The sequence below is a fragment of the Bacillus sp. PK6-025 genome, from assembly GCF_056530265.1.
Genome location: NZ_CP096509.1, coordinates 2,641,296 through 2,664,132, shown reverse-complemented (window position 1 = coordinate 2,664,132; position 22,837 = coordinate 2,641,296). Strand labels below are relative to the sequence as shown.

23 protein-coding genes are annotated in these 22,837 nt (G+C 48.4%); 18 read left to right on the top strand and 5 right to left on the bottom strand.

Translation table 11 applies throughout. The annotated features are described in order from the left end of the window. Positions 1-4: 4 nt before the first annotated feature. Together M1D67_RS13540 and M1D67_RS13535 are read left to right on the top strand one after the other, a co-directional pair. A complete protein-coding gene (locus M1D67_RS13540; protein WP_020452123.1) occupies positions 5-625 on the top strand; it encodes an N-acetylmuramoyl-L-alanine amidase family protein in 621 nt (206 codons plus the stop codon). 134 nt (positions 626-759) lie between these two features. Continuing rightward, positions 760-1,485, top strand: coding sequence for a glycerophosphodiester phosphodiesterase (locus M1D67_RS13535; protein WP_075213166.1), 726 nt, complete (start codon positions 760-762; stop codon positions 1,483-1,485). Positions 1,486-1,595: 110 nt separating this feature from the next. Here M1D67_RS13535 and M1D67_RS13530 read toward each other — a convergent pair whose 3' ends face one another. Beyond that, a complete protein-coding gene (locus tag M1D67_RS13530) occupies positions 1,596-1,850 on the bottom strand; it encodes a DUF2627 domain-containing protein (protein WP_075213165.1) in 255 nt (84 codons plus the stop codon). Between the two features lie 153 nt (positions 1,851-2,003). Between M1D67_RS13530 and M1D67_RS13525 the strand changes: the two genes are divergently transcribed. The 8 genes from M1D67_RS13525 to M1D67_RS13490 all read left to right on the top strand — a co-directional run bounded on the left by M1D67_RS13525 (position 2,004) and on the right by M1D67_RS13490 (position 12,076). Continuing rightward, positions 2,004-4,070, top strand: a complete 2,067-nt coding sequence (locus M1D67_RS13525) for a sigma-54 interaction domain-containing protein (protein WP_103749551.1) — start codon at positions 2,004-2,006, stop codon at positions 4,068-4,070. A gap of 125 nt (positions 4,071-4,195) precedes the next feature. Beyond that, positions 4,196-5,107 (top strand): phosphate butyryltransferase, encoded by a 912-nt coding sequence (yqiS, locus tag M1D67_RS13520; RefSeq protein ID WP_023855157.1) that lies wholly within the window; start codon positions 4,196-4,198, stop codon positions 5,105-5,107. 3 nt (positions 5,108-5,110) lie between these two features. Then, complete coding sequence (gene bcd / locus M1D67_RS13515) at positions 5,111-6,205, top strand: branched-chain amino acid dehydrogenase (protein ID WP_020452118.1); 1,095 nt, start codon at positions 5,111-5,113, stop codon at positions 6,203-6,205. Between the two features lie 38 nt (positions 6,206-6,243). Then, the gene (gene buk / locus M1D67_RS13510; protein WP_020452117.1) at positions 6,244-7,350 is read left to right on the top strand and encodes a butyrate kinase; all 1,107 of its coding nucleotides are present in this window, start codon (positions 6,244-6,246) and stop codon (positions 7,348-7,350) included. Then, positions 7,340-8,761 carry a dihydrolipoyl dehydrogenase gene (lpdA, locus tag M1D67_RS13505; RefSeq protein WP_020452116.1) on the top strand — a complete coding sequence of 474 codons (1,422 nt, stop codon included), beginning with the start codon at positions 7,340-7,342 and terminating at the stop codon, positions 8,759-8,761. Before buk ends, lpdA begins: the two co-directional genes overlap by 11 nt. Positions 8,762-8,783: 22 nt before the next feature. Further along, entirely contained in the window at positions 8,784-9,776 is a 993-nt protein-coding gene (locus tag M1D67_RS13500) for a thiamine pyrophosphate-dependent dehydrogenase E1 component subunit alpha (RefSeq protein WP_020452115.1), read from the top strand. 12 nt (positions 9,777-9,788) lie between these two features. Further along, positions 9,789-10,772, top strand: a complete 984-nt coding sequence (locus M1D67_RS13495) for an alpha-ketoacid dehydrogenase subunit beta (protein ID WP_020452114.1) — start codon at positions 9,789-9,791, stop codon at positions 10,770-10,772. 23 nt (positions 10,773-10,795) lie between these two features. After that, positions 10,796-12,076: a dihydrolipoamide acetyltransferase family protein gene (locus M1D67_RS13490; protein ID WP_020452113.1), complete on the top strand. Its 1,281-nt coding sequence runs from the start codon at positions 10,796-10,798 to the stop codon at positions 12,074-12,076. 25 nt (positions 12,077-12,101) lie between these two features. Here M1D67_RS13490 and M1D67_RS13485 read toward each other — a convergent pair whose 3' ends face one another. Beyond that, positions 12,102-13,004 (bottom strand): YegS/Rv2252/BmrU family lipid kinase, encoded by a 903-nt coding sequence (locus M1D67_RS13485; protein ID WP_020452112.1) that lies wholly within the window; start codon positions 13,002-13,004, stop codon positions 12,102-12,104. Between the two features lie 184 nt (positions 13,005-13,188). Here M1D67_RS13485 and M1D67_RS13480 point away from each other — a divergent pair, with 184 nt between their 5' ends. The 5 genes from M1D67_RS13480 to M1D67_RS13460 all read left to right on the top strand — a co-directional run bounded on the left by M1D67_RS13480 (position 13,189) and on the right by M1D67_RS13460 (position 17,118). Beyond that, complete coding sequence (locus M1D67_RS13480) at positions 13,189-13,626, top strand: BrxA/BrxB family bacilliredoxin (RefSeq protein ID WP_023855153.1); 438 nt, start codon at positions 13,189-13,191, stop codon at positions 13,624-13,626. Between the two features lie 228 nt (positions 13,627-13,854). Further along, complete coding sequence (gene artP, locus M1D67_RS13475; RefSeq protein ID WP_023855152.1) at positions 13,855-14,622, top strand: arginine ABC transporter substrate-binding protein ArtP; 768 nt, start codon at positions 13,855-13,857, stop codon at positions 14,620-14,622. Positions 14,623-14,708: 86 nt separating this feature from the next. Beyond that, a complete protein-coding gene (artQ, locus tag M1D67_RS13470; RefSeq protein ID WP_020452110.1) occupies positions 14,709-15,371 on the top strand; it encodes an arginine ABC transporter permease ArtQ in 663 nt (220 codons plus the stop codon). Further along, positions 15,364-16,086 carry an arginine ABC transporter ATP-binding protein ArtM gene (artM, locus tag M1D67_RS13465; protein ID WP_023855151.1) on the top strand — a complete coding sequence of 241 codons (723 nt, stop codon included), beginning with the start codon at positions 15,364-15,366 and terminating at the stop codon, positions 16,084-16,086. The genes artQ and artM overlap by 8 nt, the downstream gene beginning before the upstream one ends. 72 nt (positions 16,087-16,158) lie before the next feature. Then, on the top strand, positions 16,159-17,118 hold the full coding sequence (locus M1D67_RS13460) for an aromatic acid exporter family protein (protein WP_020452108.1): 960 nt from the start codon (positions 16,159-16,161) through the stop codon (positions 17,116-17,118). Between the two features lie 141 nt (positions 17,119-17,259). Here M1D67_RS13460 and prli42 read toward each other — a convergent pair whose 3' ends face one another. Then, positions 17,260-17,361 carry a stressosome-associated protein Prli42 gene (gene prli42 / locus M1D67_RS13455; protein ID WP_230368212.1) on the bottom strand — a complete coding sequence of 34 codons (102 nt, stop codon included), beginning with the start codon at positions 17,359-17,361 and terminating at the stop codon, positions 17,260-17,262. 90 nt (positions 17,362-17,451) lie between these two features. Here prli42 and M1D67_RS13450 point away from each other — a divergent pair, with 90 nt between their 5' ends. Both M1D67_RS13450 and M1D67_RS13445 read left to right on the top strand, forming a co-directional pair. Then, a complete protein-coding gene (locus tag M1D67_RS13450) occupies positions 17,452-18,981 on the top strand; it encodes an acyl-CoA carboxylase subunit beta (protein WP_020452107.1) in 1,530 nt (509 codons plus the stop codon). 19 nt (positions 18,982-19,000) lie between these two features. Beyond that, positions 19,001-20,119, top strand: a complete 1,119-nt coding sequence (locus M1D67_RS13445; RefSeq protein WP_023855148.1) for a tripeptidase T — start codon at positions 19,001-19,003, stop codon at positions 20,117-20,119. A 134-nt stretch (positions 20,120-20,253) separates the two neighbouring features. On the opposite strand, the gene M1D67_RS13440 is transcribed toward M1D67_RS13445, so the two are convergent. Then, on the bottom strand, positions 20,254-21,039 hold the full coding sequence (locus tag M1D67_RS13440) for a membrane protein insertase YidC (protein WP_229078641.1): 786 nt from the start codon (positions 21,037-21,039) through the stop codon (positions 20,254-20,256). Positions 21,040-21,129: 90 nt separating this feature from the next. Then, the gene (locus tag M1D67_RS13435) at positions 21,130-21,417 is read right to left on the bottom strand and encodes a hypothetical protein (RefSeq protein ID WP_020452104.1); all 288 of its coding nucleotides are present in this window, start codon (positions 21,415-21,417) and stop codon (positions 21,130-21,132) included. Between the two features lie 125 nt (positions 21,418-21,542). Between M1D67_RS13435 and M1D67_RS13430 the strand changes: the two genes are divergently transcribed. After that, the gene (locus M1D67_RS13430) at positions 21,543-22,754 is read left to right on the top strand and encodes a DNA polymerase IV (RefSeq protein ID WP_229029996.1); all 1,212 of its coding nucleotides are present in this window, start codon (positions 21,543-21,545) and stop codon (positions 22,752-22,754) included. The last annotated feature ends 83 nt before the right edge of the window (positions 22,755-22,837 follow it).

The window sequence follows — 22,837 nt, the reverse complement described above, 5'->3', positions numbered from 1 at the left end:
AATCGTGAAACTGTTAATGAGGAGTTTAGTTTTGCTGCTGTTTTCGTTTATTGCGGTTTTTCCAGCTGCTTTTGCAGCTGAGCCGCTTTCCGGTAAGACGGTATATGTTGACGCAGGTCACGGGGGCGAAGACAGCGGCGCGGTCGGAAACGGGCTGCTTGAGAAAGATGTCAATCTTGAAGTGGCAAAGCTGGTTGATGAAAAACTGAAAGAAGAGGGAGCTGCCACAGTCGCCTCAAGAACGGATGATACGTTTTTGACACTGGAAGACCGGGTGGCCAAAGCGAGCAAGCACGCTTCGGACTTGCTGATCAGCATTCATGCAAACTCGGCCGTCCCTGAAGCGTCAGGTACAGAAACATACTTCGATTCTGCCTATCAAGCCGCTGACAGCGAACGCCTGGCGTCTAACATTCAAGAACGCCTTCCGGATGCGCTTGGCACTCGGGACAGAGGTGTAAAAGAATCAGGGTTTTATGTCATCAAAAATTCTCAAATGCCGAGTGTTTTAGTCGAACTCGGCTTTATCACGAACAAAACTGATGCAGCTAAACTCGAAAGTCCGGAATATCAGGAAAAAGCGGCAGACGCGATTGCTGACGCTGTCACAGCTTATTACGAATAACAATAGGGGCCCCGGTATAAGACCGGGGTTCTTGTGTTATGTTTATGTTAAAAAAGGCCTTATGTGTGGAAAGAAAACAGTAAGACCTTCATAATGGGATATAAACTTGCAATTCTTGTAGAGGTGAACCAGAAATGACGAAAATATTTGCACACCGAGGAGCTTCAGGCACTTTTCCCGAAAATACAATGGAGGCGTTTAAGCAGGCGGCGGCCATCGGTGCAGACGGCATCGAATTGGATGTACAAATGGCAAAAGACGGACGTCTTGTTGTAATACATGATGAAAAGCTTGACAGGACGACTTCGCTGAAAGGATATGTAAAGGATCTTACATATGCGGAGATCAAGCGCGGAGACGCAAGCCACCGTTTTTCCGAAAAAACCGGATCTGTCCCGGTACCGACCCTTGAAGAAGTGTTTGAGTGGGCGGCAGATGCTGAATTTCTTCTCAATGTGGAATTGAAAAACAGCATTATCCGTTATGAAGGAATGGAAGAAAAGGTGATGTCGATGATTGAAGCGTACGGCCTTCAAGACCGGATCATTCTTTCATCATTCAATCATGAAAGCCTTGCGTTATGCAGCAGACTGAATCCAAGTATCGAGTTGGCCGCGCTTTACATGGATGTCATCTACAAGCCGGAGGAGTACATTGAAATGATTCCGGCTACAGGATTTCATCCGTATCGCCGTTCAATGTCGGTTGACATGATCAAAAACGCCCATTTGAAACAAAAAGCGGTCCGGCCGTTCACCATCAACCGTGAAGAGGAGATGAAAAAGCTGATTGCTGAAGGAATTGACGGTTTCTTCACCGATTTTCCCGAAAAAGCGTTAAAAATAAAAGCCGAGATGTGACACGCTGAAAGGATTACAAAATCCCAAAACTAAAAGTCGTTTTGGGATTTTGTCAACAATCTGAAAGCCGCAGACAATATCTGCGGCTTTTTGCTTTCCGTTCGCAGAGATCACACCTCGCGGCTGCTCTGCTTTTTTCTGAAGCGGGGGCTTACTTGGTTGCGTTTTCTGTCTCTGTATAGAATAAATCCGCCTAATAAATAAAGGCCGCCTGCGAAGCATATGAACCCCGCCAGCCCCTGAAGCCAAAGGATCTGAAACGGGCTGATCAAAACGCCGAAAACAGTGTCGCGCATCAATTTAATTCCGAGAGCAGCCAGGCCTCCCGGTATCAGCAAAACGAGCAGTGCGATCATTCTCCCCATACACGAATCCCCTTACCAAAGATTTACCTTTATTGTCTATTTGAAAAAAAAGTTTGTCAAGAAAGGAAAACATGATAACATAGATGTTGTGCAAATTGTTGCAAGTGAACGTGATAGTGTGCAAAATTTTTCATACAAAGGGGTAAAGGGATGATGCAAAAAGTACTGATCGTTGGTGCTGGAAAAGGGGGGACCGCTCTCTTGGATGTGCTGCTGAAAACAAAGACGATGCATATCGAGGCGGTCATCGATAAAAATCCGGAAGCTCCCGGGCTTTTCATCGCGCAAAAAAACGATATCGAAACGGCGCTCGATTGGGCACCGTACATCACAGAACTGATCGATATCATCATTGAAACGACCGGAGACGCCGGCGTATTAAAGCAACTGATGCGAAAAAAGTACGACAGTACGATCGTGGTGCCGGGATCGCTCGCTTATATCATCTCTCAGCTGATGAACGAAAAGCAGCAGCTCATCCAAATGTTAAAAGAGCAGACGTATAAACACGACCGTATTTTCAACTCTATGAATGACGGCATGATTTTTATCGACATTAACGAAGAGATCATTTTGTTTAACAAAATGGCGGAAGTGATGACCGGGACAAAGCGCACTGAAGCGATCGGCCAGCATATTCAAAGCGTGATCCCGACGACGAAGCTGCCGCGCATTCTCAATACGAGAGAGCCTGAGTATCATCAAAAACAATTTCTCCATCCGAACAGGCAGATCGTCACGACCAGAATTCCGATTATCGATGACGGAGGGACGCTGCTCGGGGCGCTTAGCATATTTAAGGACATTACCGATGCGGTCGAGCTGGCTGAAGAGGTGACCAACCTGAAGGAAGTCAGAACGATGCTTGAAGCGATCATTCAATCTTCGGATGAAGCGATATCGGTCGTTGATGAAAACGGAAACGGGATGATGATCAACAGGGCGTATACAAAGATGACGGGCCTGACAAAAGACCAGGTGATCGGGAAGCCGGCCAATACCGACATATCCGAAGGTGAAAGCATGCATTTGAAAGTGCTTGAAACGAGGCGCCCTGTCAGAGGGGTCAGAATGAAAGTCGGCCCCAATAAAAAAGAAGTGATCGTCAATGTCGCGCCGATTATCGTTGACGGTATTTTAAAAGGGAGCGTCGGCGTTATTCACGATGTATCTGAAATTCAATCGCTCACAAACGAGCTGAACAGAGCGCGCCAGATTATCCGTACACTCGAGGCGAAATATACATTTGCCGACATCATCGGTTCAAGCGAGCAGATGCTCGTCGCGCTGGAACAGGCGAAATTGGGGGCGAAGACGCCTGCGACGATTTTGCTGAGAGGCGAATCGGGAACGGGGAAAGAGCTTTTTGCCCATGCCATACATAACGAAAGTGACCGAAAGTATAATAAGTTTGTTCGCGTCAATTGTGCGGCCATTTCGGAATCACTGCTTGAATCAGAGCTGTTCGGCTATGAAGAAGGCGCTTTTTCAGGCGCGCGCCGCGGCGGCAAAAAAGGATTTTTTGAAGAGGCGAACAACGGCAGCATTTTCTTGGATGAAATCGGAGAGCTCACGCAAAACACACAAGCGAAGCTCCTCCGCGTTCTTCAGGAAAAAGAAATTGTCAGAGTCGGCGGGACCAAACCGATTTCTGTGAACGTCCGGGTCATCGCAGCGACAAACGTCAATATTGAAAAAGCGCTCGCTGAGGGCAGGTTTCGCGAAGACTTGTACTACCGGATCAATCGCTATCCGATATCAATTCCGCCGCTCAGGCAGCGGAAAGAGGATATCGAAGCCTTGAGCAGGCATTTGATTGGGAAGATCAATCAAGAATACGGACGCAATGTAAAGGGGCTCACGAAAAACGCACTCAAATCGTTAAAAGCACGGAAGTGGCCGGGGAATGTCAGAGAGCTTGAAAATGTCCTTGAGCGGGCGATGATCTTTTTAAAACCGCAAATGGAATGGATTGATCTCGAACACCTGCCTGAAGCAGACCGTCCGAAAAAAAAGGTGGAAGCCGGAGCAGCTTTCCCTGAGATTGAAGAGGAAAAGCTGTCTGATGCGGTTGAACGGTTTGAAGCTCATGTCATAAAAGAAACGCTTGAAAAGCATCAATACAACAGAACGAAAACGGCGAAAGCGCTTGGAATCAGTATCCGCAATCTCTATTACAAAATGGATAAATACAATCTTGCAAAAGATAGCATGCAATAAATTGCAAAACGAGTGCAAAATCATGCAAACTGTAAAACAGGATCACAGTACCGAACCGCTTTTTTATACTGGCACGAAACTTGCATGATATAGTGGGCGGATGTTTGCTAAGAAAGGTGGGTACTATGAAGCTGAAACAATTATTGCAAAAAGCGGCGGAGCTTGACAATAAAACGGTCGCCGTCGCACATGCAGAAGATGACGAAGTGCTGCAAGCAGTCAAACTTGCGGTCGACAAACAATTTGCCCGGTTCTTGCTGATTGGGCACAGAGAAAAGATCAGGCATATGATGACAGAACAGAACATTTCAAAACGGCACGTGGATATCATTCATTCGGAATCGCCGGCGGATTCGGCGAGAATTGCCGTTCAAGCTGTCAAAAGCGGCAATGCTGATGTTCTCATGAAGGGGAATGTCCCGACAGCCGTGCTATTAAAAGCCGTTTTGAATAAAGAGTACGGGCTCCGTTCCTCGCATGTACTGTCACATGTAGCAGCTTTTGAAGTCAGCGGGTTTGAGAGGCTGATTTATGTAACAGATGCGGCAATGAATATCAGCCCCAAGCTTGATGAGCTGAAACAAATTTTAGAAAACGCAGTCGGCGTGGCGAGAGCGGTCGGCGTGCAAATGCCGAAAGCCGCTTGCCTCGCCGCGGTGGAAACGGTGAATCCCGCAATGGAAGCGACATTAAATGCAGCTGCCTTGACGCAGATGAATCATCGGGGCCAAATCAAAAATTGCATCGTTGACGGGCCTCTTGCTTTGGATAACGCGATCTCACCGCTTGCCGCCCGGCATAAAAACATTTCTGGAATCGTTGCGGGCGAGGCTGACATCCTGCTTGTTCCTTCAATTGAAACAGGCAATGTCCTTTACAAATCATTGATTCATTTTGCGGGTGCGAAAGTGGGAGCCATTTTGGCAGGGGCAAAAGCGCCCATCGCCTTGACAAGCAGGGCCGATTCCGCAGAAAACAAGCTGTATTCGATTGCTTTGGCGCTGTGTACGTCTGAAGCACGACAAGAGGAGGAATAAAAAATGGAACTATTTCGATATATGGAACAGTATGACTATGAGCAATTGGTATTTTGCCAAGATAAACAGTCCGGATTAAAAGCGATCATCGCGATTCATGATACGACGCTCGGGCCGGCTCTCGGCGGCACGAGAATGTGGACATATGAAAGTGAAGAAGCCGCAATTGAAGATGCGCTGCGCCTTGCGCGGGGAATGACCTATAAAAACGCGGCGGCCGGACTGAACCTCGGAGGAGGCAAAACCGTTATTATCGGCGATCCGCGCAAAGATAAAAACGAAGAAATGTTCCGCGCTTTCGGCCGTTACATTCAAGGGCTGAACGGCAGATACATCACCGCGGAAGACGTCGGTACAACCGTTGAAGATATGGACATCATTCATGACGAAACTGATTTTGTTACAGGCATTTCGCCTGCTTTCGGTTCATCTGGCAATCCTTCCCCGGTAACGGCTTACGGGGTATATAAAGGGATGAAGGCTGCGGCAAAAGAGGCCTTCGGGACAGATTCGCTTGAAGGAAAAACCGTTGCTGTCCAAGGGGTCGGAAACGTGGCATACAATCTGTGCCGTCATCTCCACGAAGAAGGCGCGAAACTGATCGTGACCGACATCAATAAAGAAGCGGTCGAACGCGCAGTCGCCGAATTCGGCGCCCGTGCCGTCGATCCGGATGATATTTATTCACAGGAGTGCGATATATATGCACCGTGTGCTCTGGGAGCGACAATCAACGATGATACGATTCCGCAGCTGAAAGCCAAAGTGATTGCCGGGGCAGCCAACAATCAGCTGAAAGAAACGCGCCACGGGGATCAAATCCACGACATGGGTATCGTTTATGCCCCTGACTATGTCATCAATGCCGGCGGCGTCATCAATGTCGCTGACGAGCTTTACGGCTATAATTCAGAGCGCGCGCTGAAAAAAGTCGAAGGCATCTACGGAAATATTGAACGCGTCCTTGAAATTTCAAAACGCGACCGCATTCCGACATACTTGGCCGCAGACCGCCTGGCGGAAGAGCGTATTGAGCGCATGCGCCAATCGAGAAGTCAATTTTTGCAAAACGGCCATCACATTTTAAGCAGGCGTTAAGATCATAACCCCTATTCGCTACTGGAGGTTTTATATCAATGCAGGTACAGGAAAAACGTATTCTCGTCATCAATCCGGGATCAACATCTACAAAGATCGGCGTTTTTCATGATGACCGTTCGATTTTCGAAAAATCAATCCGTCATGACGAGGCTGAGTTACAGCAATACCAAACCATTATTGATCAATATTCGTTCAGAAAACAGGCGATACTCGAAACCCTGCATGAACAGGGAATCAATATTTCTAAATTGGCTGCCGTTTGCGCCCGGGGAGGGCTGCTCAGACCGATTGAAGGCGGCACTTACGAAGTCAACGATGCGATGATCACCGATTTGAAGAACGGATATGCGGGGCAGCATGCATCAAATCTCGGGGGTATCATCGCCAGGGAGATTGCCGACGGATTAAATATTCCCGCTTTTATCGTCGACCCCGTTGTTGTGGATGAAATGGCCCCTATCGCAAAAATTTCCGGCACGCCGGCCATTGAAAGGCGCAGTATTTTTCACGCGCTCAACCAAAAAGCTGTCGCGAGGAAAGCGGCCTGGCAGTTTGGAAAGCGGTATGAAGATATGAAAATGATCATCACCCACATGGGAGGCGGCATTACGACCGGCGTTCATTGCCACGGTCGGGTGATCGATGTCAACAACGGCCTCCACGGAGAAGGTCCGCTCAGTCCGGAGCGGGCCGGAACCATTCCTGCGGGTGATCTGATCGAAATGGCCTTCTCCGGCAAGTATACGAAAGGCGAGCTGATGAAAATGCTAGTCGGCGGCGGAGGCCTCGCCGGCTATCTCGGCACGACGGATGCGGTTAAAGTTGAGAAAATGATCAAGGAAGGCGATCAAAAGGCTGCGCTCATCTATGAAGCGATGGCTTATCAAATCGCCAAAGAAATCGGGGCGGCCAGCGCCGTCTTAAAAGGCGAAGTCGATGTCATTATTTTGACAGGCGGACTGGCGTACGGAAAATCGTTTGTTACCTCGATCAGACAATACATAGACTGGATTTCGGATGTCGTCGTCTTTCCGGGAGAAAATGAGCTTCAAGCATTGGCTGAAGGTGCATTTCGCGTATTGAACGGCGAAGAAGAGGCGAAACAGTATCCGAACCAGAGGAGGGAAAGTCATGGCAACTGAATACGATCTCGTGATTCTTGGAGGGGGCACAGGCGGCTATGTGGCTGCCATCAGAGCTTCGCAGCTGGGGCTGAAAACAGCCGTCGTTGAAAAGCGGAAACTCGGCGGCACGTGCCTTCATAAAGGCTGCATCCCGTCGAAAGCGCTCCTAAGAAGCGCGGAAGTTTACAGGACAGCAAAAAAGGCGGACGAATTCGGAGTGGTCATTTCTGAAGTCGGCCTGCGGTTTTCTCAAGTTCAAAGCAGAAAACAAAAAATAATTGACCAGCTGCACAACGGTGTCAAACACTTGATGAAAAAAGGAAAGATTGATGTTTACGAAGGAATCGGACGGATTCTCGGGCCGTCGATTTTTTCCCCGATGCCGGGGACGGTTTCCGTTGAGATGGCAAACGGGGATGAGAATGAGATGCTCATACCGAAAAACGTCATCATCGCCACAGGCTCAAGGCCCAGGTCGCTGCCGGGGCTTGAGCTTGACGGGGAAAACGTGCTGTCATCCGACGAAGCGCTTGAACTTGAGCAGCTTCCGGCTTCCATGCTGATTGTCGGAGGAGGTGTCATCGGAATCGAGTGGGCTTCCATGCTGTGCGATTTCGGTGTTGACGTGACCGTCATTGAGTATGCAGACCGGATTTTGCCGACTGAAGATGCCGATATTTCTAAAGAAATGCAGACGCAGCTGGCGAAAAAAGGCATCACCATCATCACGGGAGCGAAAGTGCTGCCCGACACATTGGCGAAAGGCGATACGGTCAGCATTCAAGCGGAAAAAGACGGAGAAAAACAGACCTATTCCGCTGAGAAAATGCTCGTATCTGTCGGAAGGCAGGCAAATGTTGAAGGGATCGGTCTGGAAAACACAGATATCCAAGTGGAAAACGGCTTTATCGCGACAAACAGCATGTACCAGACAAAAGAATCCCACATCTATGCGATCGGAGATGTGATCGGCGGCCTTCAGCTTGCACATGCTGCTTCCCATGAAGGGATTACGGCTGTTGAGCACATTGCTGGCGAGAATCCGCACGACATCGACTATTCGCTTGTCTCAAAATGCATCTATTCAAGTCCTGAAGCCGCATCGGTCGGCTTGACAGAGGATGAGGCGAAGGCACAGGGCAAAAGCGTCAAAGTAGGCAAATTTCCGTTTCAGGCGATTGGCAAAGCGCTCGTGTACGGTGAGACGGACGGCTTTGTCAAAATCGTCGCCGATCGCGAATCAGATGATATTTTGGGCGTTCACATGATCGGCCCGCATGTGACAGACATGATATCTGAAGCCGGTCTGGCAAAGGTGCTTGACGCCACCCCGTGGGAAGTCGGACAAACGATCCATCCGCATCCGACGCTGTCGGAGGCGATCGGAGAAGCCGCCCTTGCCGTAGATGGAAAGGCGATTCATTTTTAGAAAGCATGAAGGAGTGAAAAAAATGGGCAATAACCGTCATGAAGCAGTTGGATTAACAGATGAACAAGCAATCGACATGTACAAAACCATGCTTTTAGCCAGAAAACTTGATGAGCGGATGTGGCTCTTAAACCGTTCAGGCAAAATTCCTTTTGTCATCTCTTGTCAAGGACAGGAAGCCGCCCAGGTCGGAGCGGCATTTGCATTAGACCGTGAGAACGATTATGTGCTTCCATATTACAGAGATATGGGCGTTGTCCTTGCTTTTGGCATGACGGCAAAAGATTTAATGCTGTCGGCGTTTGCAAAAGCCGAGGATCCGAATTCGGGAGGAAAGCAGATGCCGAGCCACTTCGGTCAAAAGAAAAACCGGATCGTCACGGGCTCTTCGCCAGTGACAACGCAAGTTCCGCACGCGGTGGGTGTAGCGCTTGCCGGAAGACTTGAAAAGAAAGACATCGCGACTTTTGTGACGTTCGGTGAAGGCTCTTCAAACCAGGGGGACTTCCATGAAGGGGCGAACTTTGCCGCCGTTCATAAGCTTCCCGTCATTTTCATGTGTGAAAACAATAAATACGCCATTTCGGTTCCTTACGAAAAGCAGGTGGCTTGTGAAAACATTTCCGACCGCGCCGTCGGTTACGGCATGCCCGGCGTGACTGTTGACGGAAATGATCCGCTTGAAGTCTACAAAGCGGTTAAAGAAGCAAGGGAACGTGCCGGAAGAGGCGAAGGTCCGACATTAATCGAAACGATATCATACCGGCTGACCCCGCACTCCAGCGATGATGATGATCGAAGCTACAGAGAGCGCGAAGAGGTGGCGGAGGCGAAGAAAAATGATCCGCTTAACAAATTCGCGCATTACTTAAAAGAAACAGGCCTTCTGGACGACCAGTCTGAGAAGCAAATGTCGGATGAGATCACAACCATCGTCAATGAAGCAACAGATTATGCTGAACATGCACCTTATGCAGATCCGGAAGATGCGCTGCGGCATGTTTATGCGGAGTAAGGGGGAAGAACAATGCCAGTTATGTCATATATAGATGCTGTCACTTTGGCTTTGAAAGAAGAAATGGAAAAGGATTCCCGCGTCTTTGTTTTAGGGGAGGATGTCGGCAAAAAAGGCGGTGTGTTCAAGGCAACAGCCGGTCTTTACGACCAGTTCGGCGAAGAGCGGGTGATGGACACGCCTTTGGCGGAATCCGCAATTGCCGGCGTCGGAATCGGGGCTGCCATGTACGGGATGAGACCGGTCGCCGAAATGCAGTTTGCAGATTTTATCATGCCGGCTGTCAACCAGATTATTTCAGAAGCGGCAAAAATCCGCTACCGCTCCAACAATGACTGGAATTGTCCGATCGTCATCCGCGCACCTTACGGCGGAGGCGTGCACGGCGCGCTGTACCATTCTCAGTCAGTTGAATCCGTATTTGCCAACCAGCCCGGGTTGAAAATCGTCATGCCTTCGACACCTTATGATGTCAAAGGGCTTTTGAAAGCGGCCATCCGCGATGACGACCCTGTCCTGTTCTTCGAGCATAAACGTGCGTACCGGCTGATCAAGGGCGAAGTGCCGAGTGACGACTATGTGCTGCCGATCGGAAAGGCGGATGTGAAGCGGGAAGGCGAAGACATTACCGTCATCACATACGGATTGTGCGTCCATTTCGCCCTTCAGGCTGCCGAGCGGCTTGCCAAAGACGGGATTTCCGCACATATCCTTGATTTAAGAACAGTATATCCGCTCGATCAGGAAGCGATTATTGAAGCGGCTTCCAAAACGGGCAAAGTGCTTCTGATGACCGAGGATACGAAGGAAGGCAGCATTATGAGTGAAGTAGCCGCGATCATTTCAGAGCATTGCCTGTTCGATTTGGATGCGCCGATTAAGCGGTTGGCGGGCCCTGACGTCCCGGCAATGCCGTATGCTCCTACAATGGAAAAATTCTTTATGGTCAATCCGGATAAAGCAGAAGCAGCAATGAGAGAATTGGCCGAGTTTTAATATAGCGAAGGAGGACATATCGTATGGCAGTGGAACAAATGACAATGCCGCAGCTCGGGGAGAGCGTGACGGAGGGAACCATCAGCAAATGGCTTGTCAGCGTCGGAGATCACGTCAACAAATACGATCCGATTGCTGAAGTGATGACGGATAAGGTCAATGCTGAAGTCCCTTCATCGTTCACGGGAACGATTACCGAGCTTGTCGGGAAAGAAGGCGAAACTCTGCAAGTCGGAGACGTCATCTGCAAAGTCGAAACAAACGAAGAAGCGAAACCGGAGGCTGAGGCTGCTTCCAATCTGGATCAAGCGGAAGCGGAGCCGGCCAAACCGGAGGAAAAAGATACATCTCAGAAAAAACGTTATTCCCCGGCGGTGCTGAGACTTGCCGGTGAGCACAACATTGATTTGGAGCAGGTGGAAGGTACCGGTGCCGGCGGACGGATCACCAGAAAAGACATCCAGCGCATCATTGCTTCCGGAGCTGCTCCTCAAGCTGATGCGGCGCCGGAAAAACAGCCGGATACAAATGCCGCGGGAGCGAGTGAGCCCGTCCAAAAGCCGGCGCAAGCCGCCCCTCAAGCTGCACCGCCTCAGAGTGCGGCTGGAGACGTCGAGATTCCTGTGACCGGAATCCGTCATGCGATTGCGACCAATATGGTCAGAAGCAAGCATGAAATCCCTCATGCCTGGACGATGATGGAAGTGGATGTCACAAGTCTTGTGAGCTACCGCAACAAAATAAAGGACGAATTTAAGAAGAAAGAGGGCTTCAGCCTGACCTTTTTCGCGTTCTTTGTCAAAGCGGTCGCACAGGCGCTGAAGGAATTCCCGCAAATGAACAGCATGTGGGCCGGAGATAAAATCATTCAGAAAAAAGACATCAACATCTCAATTGCAGTAGCGACTGACGATGCGCTGTACGTTCCTGTCATCAAGCATGCCGATGAAAAAACAATTAAAGGCATCGCGAGAGAAATCTCCGAACTGGCTCATAAGGTCAGAAGCGGCAAGCTGACGAGCGGGGATATGAGCGGAGGTACGTTCACGGTCAACAATACCGGTTCGTTCGGGTCGGTTCAGTCAATGGGGATCATCAACCATCCACAGGCGGCCATCCTGCAGGTTGAATCGATCGTCAAGCGTCCCGTCGTCATGGAGCATGGCATGATCGCGGTCAGAGATATGGTGAACCTGTGCTTATCCCTCGACCACAGAGTGCTTGACGGCCTCGTTTGCGGCAGATTCCTTGCCCGTGTGAAAGAGATTTTGGAACAAATCGATGATCATACTTCCATTTATTAAAAAAGAAGAGCTGGCCCGTTAAGGGTCAGCTCTTTTCTTTTTCTAAGGGGGCGAGCATGCGGAGATGTCCGTTTAGCACCTCGATTGAAGCCGGCGTTTTTGTGCAGATTTCGCCGTCTGTATCGGCTTCCATTGGGAGGGCGGTTTCAACTTCAACGGTTTGCCCCTGATAATAGGAGAGCTCGCCTGCAAAGGAATCCCATTCGGGATCATCCATTGCAAAAAGTTCTTTCAATGCAGCCAGATTCGTATTCCGGCAGACGAGGATGTCCGCTTTTCCGTCGTTAATGCTCAGCTGCGGAAGGGGGATCTTGTTTGTTCCGATAAATGGTCCGTTCAGCACGACCACCATGACCGCTTCGTCAGTAAACTCTTCTCCGTCGATCGACAGGCGGAAAGAGAAAGGCTCAAGATTGGAGATGGTCCGCAGTGCGCTTGTAAAATAACTGATTCTCCCGAGCAGCGCTTTTTCCGTTTGATTGATATGGGTGGAAGCTTCCGTAATCAATCCGATGCCCCAGAAGTTGAGACAATAATGATCATTTGCTTTTAACACATCGACCGGGACAGGTTTTCCATTGACGAGCGCTTCCGCCGCTTTTTCAATGTTCTGGGGAATGCGGAGCGCCCTCGAAAAGTCGTTGCATGTGCCGCCCGGGAGAATGCCGATATCTGGCTTCGTTTGAAGCTGGCTGATGCCGTTAATGCATTCGTGCACCGTTCCGTCACCGCCTAATATAAACAATTGCCCGATATCCTCCCCGATCTTTCGGCAAAATTCGAATGCATCACGTTTCTTTCTCGTCGGTTTTACGATGAGTTCGTCTATAGCCTGTGAAAGAACAGGTACGGCAGCACCCAGTGTTTTTTCAACATTTTTTTGTCCTGCATTTCCGTTGTAAATCAGCATTGCTTTCTTTCGGTTCATAAAGGTGCTCCTTTATTTGATAGAGTCTTTACTTATTTTTCCCCGGGCTGCCCGTGCCATAAACCTGAAGGAACACGAATCGCCTGATTTGCGGTTCGGACGGTTTCAAAGTATCATTAGAACAGATGAGCAAACAGCGCCTTTAGCATCATGCTAAAGGCGGCTAAAAAGGAGAGATCTTAAAGTGAACATGGATTTTAATCTGTTTATGAATGATGTCGTGCGCCAAGCCAGACAGGAAATAACGGCTGCCGGCTACACCGAATTGAAAACGCCTGAAGAGGTCGATGAAGCGCTCACGAAAAAAGGGACTACGCTTGTGATGGTCAACTCCGTCTGCGGCTGTGCAGGGGGAATTGCAAGACCAGCCGCACATCATGCGGTTCATTACGATAAGCGCCCGGATCATCTCGTCACCGTTTTTGCCGGACAAGACAAAGAAGCGACGGCTCGAGCAAGGGGATATTTTGAAGGATATCCGCCCTCTTCTCCGTCATTCGCTCTTTTAAAAGACGGCAAGATTTTAAAAATGGTCGAACGCCATGAAATTGAAGGCTATGAGCCGATGGCTGTCATCACTAAGCTTCAAGGATTGTTTGAAGAATACTGTGAAGAAGTATAAGGTAAAGGAAATACCGCCTGCCAAAACAGTGGCAGGCTTTTTTTATGTATAAAAATTCTTTTTATATGCAATCAGAAAGATAAAAACACAGGCTTTCAATTGGTATTTAAATGCTTGTTTGAAGGTTTTTCAGTTATTTTTCAAAATGGTATTGCATCTGGCCTAGAAAATGTTTAAAATACATATCAACGAATAAATATTCAAAAAAGGTTCAGGGGGATACACAACATGAAAAAATGGATGTTACTGGTAGTGGCAGCATGTGTCACATTTGCATTGACTGCATGCGGGACGAGCAGCAGTTCTGCTGATAAAAAAACATTGGTGATGGGAACTTCAGCCGATTACCCGCCTTTTGAATCGAAAGACGGAGATAAGATTGTCGGTTTTGATGTTGATCTGGCCAATGCACTGGCTAAAAAAACGGGCCATGAAATCGAAGTGAAAGACATGGACTTCAACGGCCTGGTGACCGCTCTTAAAACAAACAAAGTCGACATCGTGCTTTCAGGAATGACGCCGACGCCTAAACGCAAAAAGCAGGTCGATTTTTCAAACGTCTATTATACGGCTCACAACATGATCGTTACAAAAAAATCAAGCGGCATCAAATCGCTTGACGATTTGAAAGGAAAAACGGTCGGCGTGCAGCTTGGCTCCATTCAGGAAGAAAAAGCGAAGGAGCTTACGCCGGATTATAATTTAAAAGTTGAAAACCGCAACCGCATTTCGGATTTAACCGAAGAAATCAAAGCGGGCCGCTTTGACGCAGCAATCATAGAGGATATCGTTGCCGAAAAATATATTAATAAAAATGAAGAACTGGTTGGCTACAATCTGCCGAAAGAACCGGATGAAAAAGCCGGCTCCGCGATCGCCTTCAAAAAGGGAAGCGATTTGACCGAGAAGTTCAACAAAGCGCTTGAAGAAATGGAGAAAAGCGGAGAACTTGAAAAGCTGAAAGAAAAATGGTTCGGCGGAGAAACGAAAAAGTAAGCGTGAAAAGTTCAACTTTTTGTTGAACTTTTTTTTCTAAAGCGATGTGCGCCTCTTTGATGATGAGGCGGGAGAGGGAGAGTCACATGAATTTTCTTGATTTTTCTAGTACAATACCCGAGATGCCTTTCATTTTGGAAGGCTTGGGCGTCACCTTAAAAGTGGTCGCGGCTGCGGCCGTGCTTGGATTTTTGCTGGGGGTTTTGATTACGCTTTTAAAAATCAGTTCGATCAAGCCCCTCGCATGGATTGCCGATTTTTACACTTCCATATTCCGGGGGACACCGCTTGTTCTGCAGCTGATGATCGTCTATTACGGGCTGCCTCAGGTGCTGGGCTTCGATATTGATGCTTACTGGGCGGCCGTCATCGCATTCGGCTTAAATTCCGCCGCTTATGTGTCAGAAATCATCAGAGCCGGAATCAATGCGATCGACAAAGGGCAAAAAGAAGCGGCGATGGCGCTGGGCGTCCCGTATGCAAAGATGATGAAGGATCTCTTGCTGCCGCAGGCCTTTAAAAATATCATGCCAGCGCTGATCAACGAATCGATTACACTGACAAAGGAATCGGCTGTTGTCACCGTCATCGGACTCGGCGATATTATGAGACGAAGCTATCAGGCGGGAGCGGCGATCTACAGCCCGCTTGAGCCGATGCTGTTTGCGGGTCTCATCTACTATGTGCTCGTTTTGATCCTGACGTTTGTCGGCAAAGCGATTGAAAGGAAGCTGAATGTCAATGATTAATGTTCGCAATCTCTCAAAATCTTTCGGAAAGCACGAGGTGCTTAAACATATTTCCGTTTCCTTTGAAAAAGGCGAAGTAGCCGCTGTCATCGGTCCGTCAGGCTCAGGCAAGTCCACGTTTCTGCGTTGCTTAAACATGCTCGAAAAGCCGACGGAGGGCAGCATTTTCATTCAGGATCAAGAGATTACAAGACCGAAAACAAATGTGCTGAAAATCAGAGAGAACATCGGCATGGTCTTTCAGCATTTTCATTTGTTTCCGCATAAAACGGTTCTTGAAAATATTACGTATGCACCTGTCCATGTCAAAAAAGAAAGCAAACAGGCAGCAACGAAAAAAGCGGAAGAACTGCTTGAGAAAGTGGGGCTTATCGATAAAAAAGATGATTATCCGAACCGTTTATCAGGGGGGCAAAAGCAGCGCGTTGCGATTGCGAGGGCGCTGGCGATGAATCCGGACATCATGCTGTTTGACGAGCCGACATCGGCCCTTGATCCTGAGATGGTCAAAGAAGTGCTTCAGGTGATGCAGGATTTGGCGAAAACCGGGATGACGATGGTGATCGTGACGCACGAAATGGGCTTTGCCAAAGAAGTCGCCGACAGGGTGCTTTTCATGGATGAAGGAACCATTGTCGAAGACGATGATCCTAAAGCGTTTTTTTCTTCTCCAAAATCGAAAAGAGCTCAAGACTTTTTAGAGAAAATACTATAAAATAAGCTGAAGAAGATGCTGATCTTCTTCTTTTTTATTCACTAAGACTAGCAGAAAAGATTGGGGTTAACGATGTTTAAAATAGGTTATCGCACATTAAAAACAGCGCTTGGCACAGCATTGGCCATCTATATCGCACAGCTGCTCGGCCTTCATAATTTTGTGTCGACAGGGATCATCACGATCCTCTGTATTCAAGTGACGAAAAAGCGGTCCCTTCAGGCATCATGGGCCCGGTTTGCGGCATGCATTCTTGCGATCGTTTTTTCATACGCGTTTTTTGAACTGATCGGCTATCATCCGGCTGTCATCGGTCTGATGCTGCTGTTCTTTATTCCGACAACCGTTCTTCTGAAAATAAAAGAAGGAATCGTCACAAGTTCGGTCATCATTCTTCATCTTTATATGTCAGAAGGGATCACCCTTTCTCTCATTTGGAATGAATGCCTCATCATCATTACGGGAATCGGCGTTGCCCTGCTGATGAATTTGTACATGCCGAGCCTCGATAAAGAGCTCAAACAGTATCAGCAGAAAATCGAAGATAACTTTGCCAAGATTTTTGAAGAAATCGAACGCTATTTGCTGACCGGGGAACAGGACTGGACGGGAAAAGAGATTCCTGAGACGCACCGTTTGATCAATGAAGCGAAGACCCTGGCATACCGTGATGTGGAAAATCACTTTCTCAGGCACGAAAATCTCTATTATCACTACTTTAAAATGAGAGAAAAGCAGTTTGAAATTATCGAAAGGGTCCTGCCGAAAATCACGTCGATTTCGATGACGGTTGAACAGGGGCATATGATCGCAGCGTTTCTTCATGATTTAAGAGGAGCCATCCATCCCGGCAATACGGCTCATAAGTTTTTGAAGCGGCTCGTGAAAATGAGAGAGGAAATTGATGAGATGGAGCTGCCGACGACACGCGAAGAATTTGAAGCGCGCGCTGCTCTTTTCAATTTTCTCGGCGAAATGGAACAGTATCTTGTGATTAAGAGCTACTTTAAAGGAATTAAATCTCCTGCATAACCGCATGAGTTTCTCCTTCATTGGTCAATCTAATGGAACAGGGGGAAACCCGTGCGGTTTTTTCTATTCCTGCGGAAGTCCGGGCTTGAAAAAAAGCAGGCGTTTCTCCGCAAAAAGAGCCGCCTGCTTTCATGATTTGTATTAAAAAATCATGCTGAGTCCGGTAAGCAGAGTCGTCAGCACCATGACGCCGATCATTAAAATAACCATGAATTTGATGAATTTTCGAGACAAGCTTTTCACCTCTGTTTTTTAATCTCCCATTATTTTATACTGCTTTTTTTCATCGGACAAGTTTCGTGTAAGAATCAAATAGAGAAGGGGCAGAACACGATGAATATGTTTGAAAGAGTCGACGATTTAAACAACAGCCGTCAACAAGCTTTGCTTGGGGGCGGGCAGGAACGGATCGACAGGCAGAAGCAAAAAGGCAAGCTCACCGCCAGAGAGAGAATCGATCTTCTGCTTGATGAGGGAACGTTCACTGAGCTGAATGCTTTTGCCAGAAGCCGGCAGTCCGGCGGCCCGTTAGGCGACGGGGTTGTCACGGGATTCGGAAAAATCGACGGGCGGCCCGTTTATCTGTTTTCCCAGGATTTTACCGTCACCGGCGGAGCGCTCGGAGAAATGCACGCCAAAAAAATAGCGGCCGTCATGGATCTTGCCCTCAAAAATAAGGCCCCTTTCATCGGTCTGAACGACTCAGGTGGTGCGAGAATTCAAGAGGGTGTGCTATCATTAGATGGATACGGTCATATTTTTTACCGAAATGTCCTTTGCTCAGGCATCATTCCGCAAATCTCTGTCATTCTCGGCCCTTGTGCGGGCGGCGCGGTTTATTCTCCAGCTTTGACCGACTTCGTTTTTATGAACGAAAAAACCGGACAGATGTTCATTACCGGTCCGAAAGTCATCAAAACGGCGACAGGCGAAGCTGTCAGCTCCGGAGAATTGGGGGGCGCCTATATACATAATTCAATCAGCGGGAATGCCCATTTTTCCGGGGATTCCGATGAGGCCGTCCTCAGTGAGGTGCGCAAGCTCTTGTCCTACATCCCCCAGAATCACGAAGAAAAGCCCCCGGCTAAGGCGAGAAAGGCGAAAGACGATGAGATAAGGCCTGATTTAATGACGATTCTGCCTGAAGACGGTCAGCGGCCGTATGACATCAAACAGATCATCGCGGAAATCGCAGACAGCGGAACATTTTTTGAAGTGCAGCGCCACTTTGCCAAAAACGCGGTGATCGGTTTTGCAAGGATAGCGGGGGAAACGGCGGCGATCGTGGCCAACCAGCCGAAGTATTTAGCCGGAAGCCTCAGCATGGATGCGGCTGACAAAATCGCCCGGTTTATCCGTTTTTGCGATTCCTTTCAGATCCCGATTTTGACTTTGGTGGATTGCCCCGGCTTTCTTCCGGGAATACGCGAAGAGCACGGCGGGGTGATCAGACACGGCGCTAAAATCCTTTACGCGTATGCGGAAGCCGCCGTCTGCAAGGTGACGGTCATTTTAAGAAAAGCATACGGCGGAGCATATGTCGCTTTAAACAGCAAGGCGCTTGGAGCGGATGCCGTGTTTGCTTGGCCGAATGCAGAAATTGCAGTGATGGGCGCCTCGGAAGCTGCAGATGTGCTGTTCGCGAAGGAAATCGAACGGTCGGAAGACCCGCGGGCCGCCCGCGAGGAAAAAATCCGGAAATGCATGCACGCTTCAAGCCCTTTTGCCGCTGCAAGATACGGCATGGTAGACGATATCATCGATCCGAAAGAGACGCGGAAGAAGCTGATCCAAACGTTTGACATGCTGAAGAGCAAAAGAGAAATCCGGCCGGACAAAAAGCATGGAAATATACCGCTTTAAAAATGGAGGGGAAACTAGCATGAATGAAAAACGCCTGTTAGAAGAGTTTTTAGAACTTGTGCAAATTGATTCCGAGACAAAACACGAAGCTGATATTTGCAAGGTGCTGAAAGAAAAATTTGCTGCTCTTGGAATGGATGTCGTGGAGGATGACACCGCGCCAAAAACGGGGCACGGAGCGGGAAACCTCGTGTGCACGCTTCCTGGAACGAAAGAGGCGGACACGATTTACTTTACATCCCACATGGATACCGTCGTGCCCGGAAAAGGCGTGAAGCCGGTCATTGAAGACGGATATGTCAAAACAGACGGCACAACGATTTTGGGAGCTGACGACAAAACAGGCCTTGCAGCGATGCTCGAAGCCGTAAAAGTGCTGAAAGAAAAAAACATTCCGCACGGAACGATCCAGTTTATCATTACGGTCGGCGAAGAATCGGGGCTTGTCGGAGCGAAAGCTTTAGACCGATCGCTGATCAAAGCCGATTACGGATATGCGCTTGATTCCGACGGGAAGGTCGGCAATATTATCGTAGCAGCGCCGACACAGGCGAAAATTAGAGCAACTGTCTATGGAAAAACGGCTCATGCCGGAGTAGAGCCGGAAAAAGGAGTCTCCGCGATCACGATCGCTTCAAAAGCGATTGCCAAAATGCCGCTTGGCCGCATCGACGAGGAGACGACGGCTAATATCGGCCGCTTTGAGGGCGGAACGCAAACCAATATCGTCTGCGATCAGGTCGACATTCTCGCTGAAGCCCGTTCGCTTGTTCCGGAAAAAATGGAAAAGCAGACCGAAAAAATGAAGCAGGCGTTTGAAGCAGCCGCCGCTGAAATGGGTGGCAGAGCCGAGGTGGAAATCGAAGTCATGTACCCGGGCTTTAAATACAAAGACGGGGATCTCGTCGTTGAAATCGCCAAAAAAGCCGCCGGGAAAATCGGCCGTCCGTACGAGCTATTGACGAGCGGCGGAGGAAGCGATGCGAACGTCATCGCAGGACACGGCATTCCGACTGTCAACCTTGCAGTCGGATATGAACAAATCCATACGAAAAACGAAAAAATGCCGATTGAGGAACTTGTCAAAACTGCAGAAATGGTTGTTGCCATTATTGAGGAAGTAGCAAACCCGTCATAAAGGCGGGTTTTTACAGGGACCGTTTCAGCTCGAGCCGATGGTTTCAGCGGAAACGGTCACACTACCTGAAGTCGCGATCGAGAAGATGGAAGGGAAACGCAAAAAAGCTTGCGCCTTTAAAGGCGCAAGCTTTTTTATTTTGTAGCCGATTCAGCAGGCTGAATGGCTTTTTTGTTTTTTTGGTAAACTTGATGAAGAACGACGGATTGAATCGTCAGAAGCAGTCCGCTTGTCAGCCAGTACAGCGGCAGGGCTGCAGGGACGTTGATCGAAAAGATCGTCATCATCACAGGGAAAAAGAAGCCCATGATTTTGGCGGACTGCTGAGCCGCCGGATTTGTTTGGGCGTTCTGTGCGTTCAGCTTTTGAGACACATAGAACTGGATAAAATACATGAACCCGGCGCATAAAGATACGATAATATCCGAATGCCCGAGGTTAAACCAGAGAAAAGAGTGTGAAGCAATTTCGGGCGTCGAGCGGATCGCATAATAAAAACCGATCAGGATCGGAAACTGAATCAGCATCGGCAGGCAGCCCATCGCCAGCGGATTGATGTTATGCTTTTGGTAAAGCTGCATCATCTCCTGCTGAATTTCCCTCTGCTTCACAGGATCTTTCGTCTTTTTTAGCTTGCTTTGAATCGCATCCAGCTCAGGTTTGACAAGCGCCATTTTTTCCTGCATGGCCCGCTGTTTTTTATACTGGTTGGCAAACAGCGGAAAGACGAGAACCCGGACGATGATGGTCACAAAAATAATCGACAGTCCGTAGTTTCCGTGGAAAAATCCGGCGATTCCTTTAATCAGCTCTGAAAAAGGCCCCACGACATAGTGTTGGAAGAAGTTGTCGCTTCCTCCGGTACTGCCGGTGGCTGCCGAAGCTTGTTCACCTATAAACATGGTCATGATCAAAAACATTGCAGTCGCAAACAATTGTTTTAATTTCGTGTTCAACACGTTCTCCTCCTTCTGAATAAAAGGGCCCGTCTGCCGGACACCTTTTCCCGTTTAAATTGAAAGAAGAAGGGAACGGTGGTCTTCATCGTCGTTCGATGAAGCTTTCATGCGAATGACTTTACTTATCCATACCGTAATGCGATGATATAGGATGATAAGAAAATCGATTGCAGAAACAAACTGTATTGCATGATATTCTTCAAACCGTTTCGTTTTCCAGCTGTCGCCCGTACTGCAGTCCTTTAGGATGAGGGCGATACCGATCGCCGTCAGTGCGGGAAGGACGATTGTGAAAAACTCAAACAGTAAAAAAGCATCGTTGAAAGATTCAAGAATCATCTATTATCACTTCCGTTTCATTTAACATCTTACTATATGAATGCCGGGATGTCTAATCTGAGTACCAGGAGGGAGCCGTTTTGTCTGCTGATAAACAAAAGGGAAGAGTCATCTTTCATATCGATATGAACAGCTTTTACGCGTCTGTTGAAATGGCGTATGACCCTTCGCTGAAAGGCAGGCCGCTCGCCATCGCGGGAAATGCAAAGGAGCGGAAAGGCATCGTCGTCACGTGCAGCTACGAGGCGAGAGCACGCGGCGTAAAACCGCCTATGCCGCTTTGGGAAGCGAAGCGGCTCTGCCCCGAGTTGATCGTCAAGCCGCCGAATTTCGACCGCTACAGAAGCTCTTCAAGAGAAATGTTTCAAGTGCTCAGGGAGTATACGGACCTTGTCGAGCCTGTTTCCATTGATGAAGGGTACATGGATTTAACGGACACGCCATACAGAAATCGGGCATATGAAACGGCGAAGGAAATTCAAGAGCGCCTTCAAGAAGAACTGCTTCTTCCGTCAAGCATCGGGATCGCTCCGAATAAATTCCTGGCCAAAATGGCTTCGGATATGAAAAAACCGCTCGGCATTACGATATTGAGAAAGCGCGAAGTGCCCCGGATTCTTTGGCCCATGGACATCAGCGAGATGTACGGAGTCGGCCGGAAAACCGCTGAAAAGCTCAAGACGCTTGATATCGGCAAGATCGGCGATTTGGCTGCCGCAGATGAGTATGCTTTAAAGCGCCTCCTAGGTATCAACGGCCCCCGTTTAAAAAGGAGGGCAAACGGCATCGACACCGGAGAGGTGAATCCCGACAGGATATACGAATTCAAAAGCGTCGGCAATTCCTCGACTCTCCCGTATGACAGCACAGATGAGAAGGAATTGTGCGGCCTGATTGACAAGCTTTCCGTCTCAGTAAGCGACAGGCTGAAGCGAAAAGAGGTCATGGCAGCAAAAGTTTTCATCATGATCCGCTTTGCGGATTGGACAAACATAACCAGAAGCAAGACCCTTCTGAATCCGACCGATTCAAGAGAAGATATTGCGAAGGAAGCGAAAGCCCTTTTCAGGCAGCATTGGCACGGAAGTCCTGTCAGACTTTTAGGCGTGACGGGAACAGACCTCGTCAATCGGAAGGAAGCCGTCAAACAGCTTGATTTATTTTCGTTTCATGAGGATGCCAAAGATGAGCCGATCCAAAAAGTGATGGCCGAATTGAATGAAAAATATGGAACAGACCTCATCAAAAAAGGGATCAGGATCGTGAAAAAAGAAAGCAAGACGAGCGGAACAAGCTTTAACAAAGATTTTTTCCAGGACGAGAGACAAGATCAATAGCTTGAAAATGTAGGTCAAAGTGTGGTAATTTCAATTTAAATAAAAATTAAACTAAAATGCTAAACGCTTTAGAAGGGACGTTA

What these genes read in the sequence shown, in the direction of transcription:
- artM (WP_023855151.1), top strand. Translation starts at nt 15,364, where the DNA reads ATGATTAATGTTCGCAATCTCTCAAAATCTTTCGGAAAGCACGAGGTG.
- M1D67_RS13495 (WP_020452114.1), top strand. Translation starts at nt 9,789, where the DNA reads ATGCCAGTTATGTCATATATAGATGCTGTCACTTTGGCTTTGAAAGAA.
- M1D67_RS13440 (WP_229078641.1), bottom strand. Translation starts at nt 21,039, where the DNA reads ATGTTTTTGATCATGACCATGTTTATAGGTGAACAAGCTTCGGCAGCC.
- M1D67_RS13450 (WP_020452107.1), top strand. Translation starts at nt 17,452, where the DNA reads ATGAATATGTTTGAAAGAGTCGACGATTTAAACAACAGCCGTCAACAA.
- M1D67_RS13460 (WP_020452108.1), top strand. Translation starts at nt 16,159, where the DNA reads ATGTTTAAAATAGGTTATCGCACATTAAAAACAGCGCTTGGCACAGCA.
- buk (WP_020452117.1), top strand. Translation starts at nt 6,244, where the DNA reads ATGCAGGTACAGGAAAAACGTATTCTCGTCATCAATCCGGGATCAACA.
- M1D67_RS13485 (WP_020452112.1), bottom strand. Translation starts at nt 13,004, where the DNA reads ATGAACCGAAAGAAAGCAATGCTGATTTACAACGGAAATGCAGGACAA.
- bcd (WP_020452118.1), top strand. Translation starts at nt 5,111, where the DNA reads ATGGAACTATTTCGATATATGGAACAGTATGACTATGAGCAATTGGTA.
- M1D67_RS13535 (WP_075213166.1), top strand. Translation starts at nt 760, where the DNA reads ATGACGAAAATATTTGCACACCGAGGAGCTTCAGGCACTTTTCCCGAA.
- artP (WP_023855152.1), top strand. Translation starts at nt 13,855, where the DNA reads ATGAAAAAATGGATGTTACTGGTAGTGGCAGCATGTGTCACATTTGCA.
- M1D67_RS13500 (WP_020452115.1), top strand. Translation starts at nt 8,784, where the DNA reads ATGGGCAATAACCGTCATGAAGCAGTTGGATTAACAGATGAACAAGCA.
- artQ (WP_020452110.1), top strand. Translation starts at nt 14,709, where the DNA reads ATGAATTTTCTTGATTTTTCTAGTACAATACCCGAGATGCCTTTCATT.
- yqiS (WP_023855157.1), top strand. Translation starts at nt 4,196, where the DNA reads ATGAAGCTGAAACAATTATTGCAAAAAGCGGCGGAGCTTGACAATAAA.
- M1D67_RS13490 (WP_020452113.1), top strand. Translation starts at nt 10,796, where the DNA reads ATGGCAGTGGAACAAATGACAATGCCGCAGCTCGGGGAGAGCGTGACG.
- M1D67_RS13445 (WP_023855148.1), top strand. Translation starts at nt 19,001, where the DNA reads ATGAATGAAAAACGCCTGTTAGAAGAGTTTTTAGAACTTGTGCAAATT.
- M1D67_RS13525 (WP_103749551.1), top strand. Translation starts at nt 2,004, where the DNA reads ATGCAAAAAGTACTGATCGTTGGTGCTGGAAAAGGGGGGACCGCTCTC.
- M1D67_RS13435 (WP_020452104.1), bottom strand. Translation starts at nt 21,417, where the DNA reads ATGATTCTTGAATCTTTCAACGATGCTTTTTTACTGTTTGAGTTTTTC.
- M1D67_RS13530 (WP_075213165.1), bottom strand. Translation starts at nt 1,850, where the DNA reads ATGGGGAGAATGATCGCACTGCTCGTTTTGCTGATACCGGGAGGCCTG.
- M1D67_RS13430 (WP_229029996.1), top strand. Translation starts at nt 21,543, where the DNA reads ATGAACAGCTTTTACGCGTCTGTTGAAATGGCGTATGACCCTTCGCTG.
- lpdA (WP_020452116.1), top strand. Translation starts at nt 7,340, where the DNA reads ATGGCAACTGAATACGATCTCGTGATTCTTGGAGGGGGCACAGGCGGC.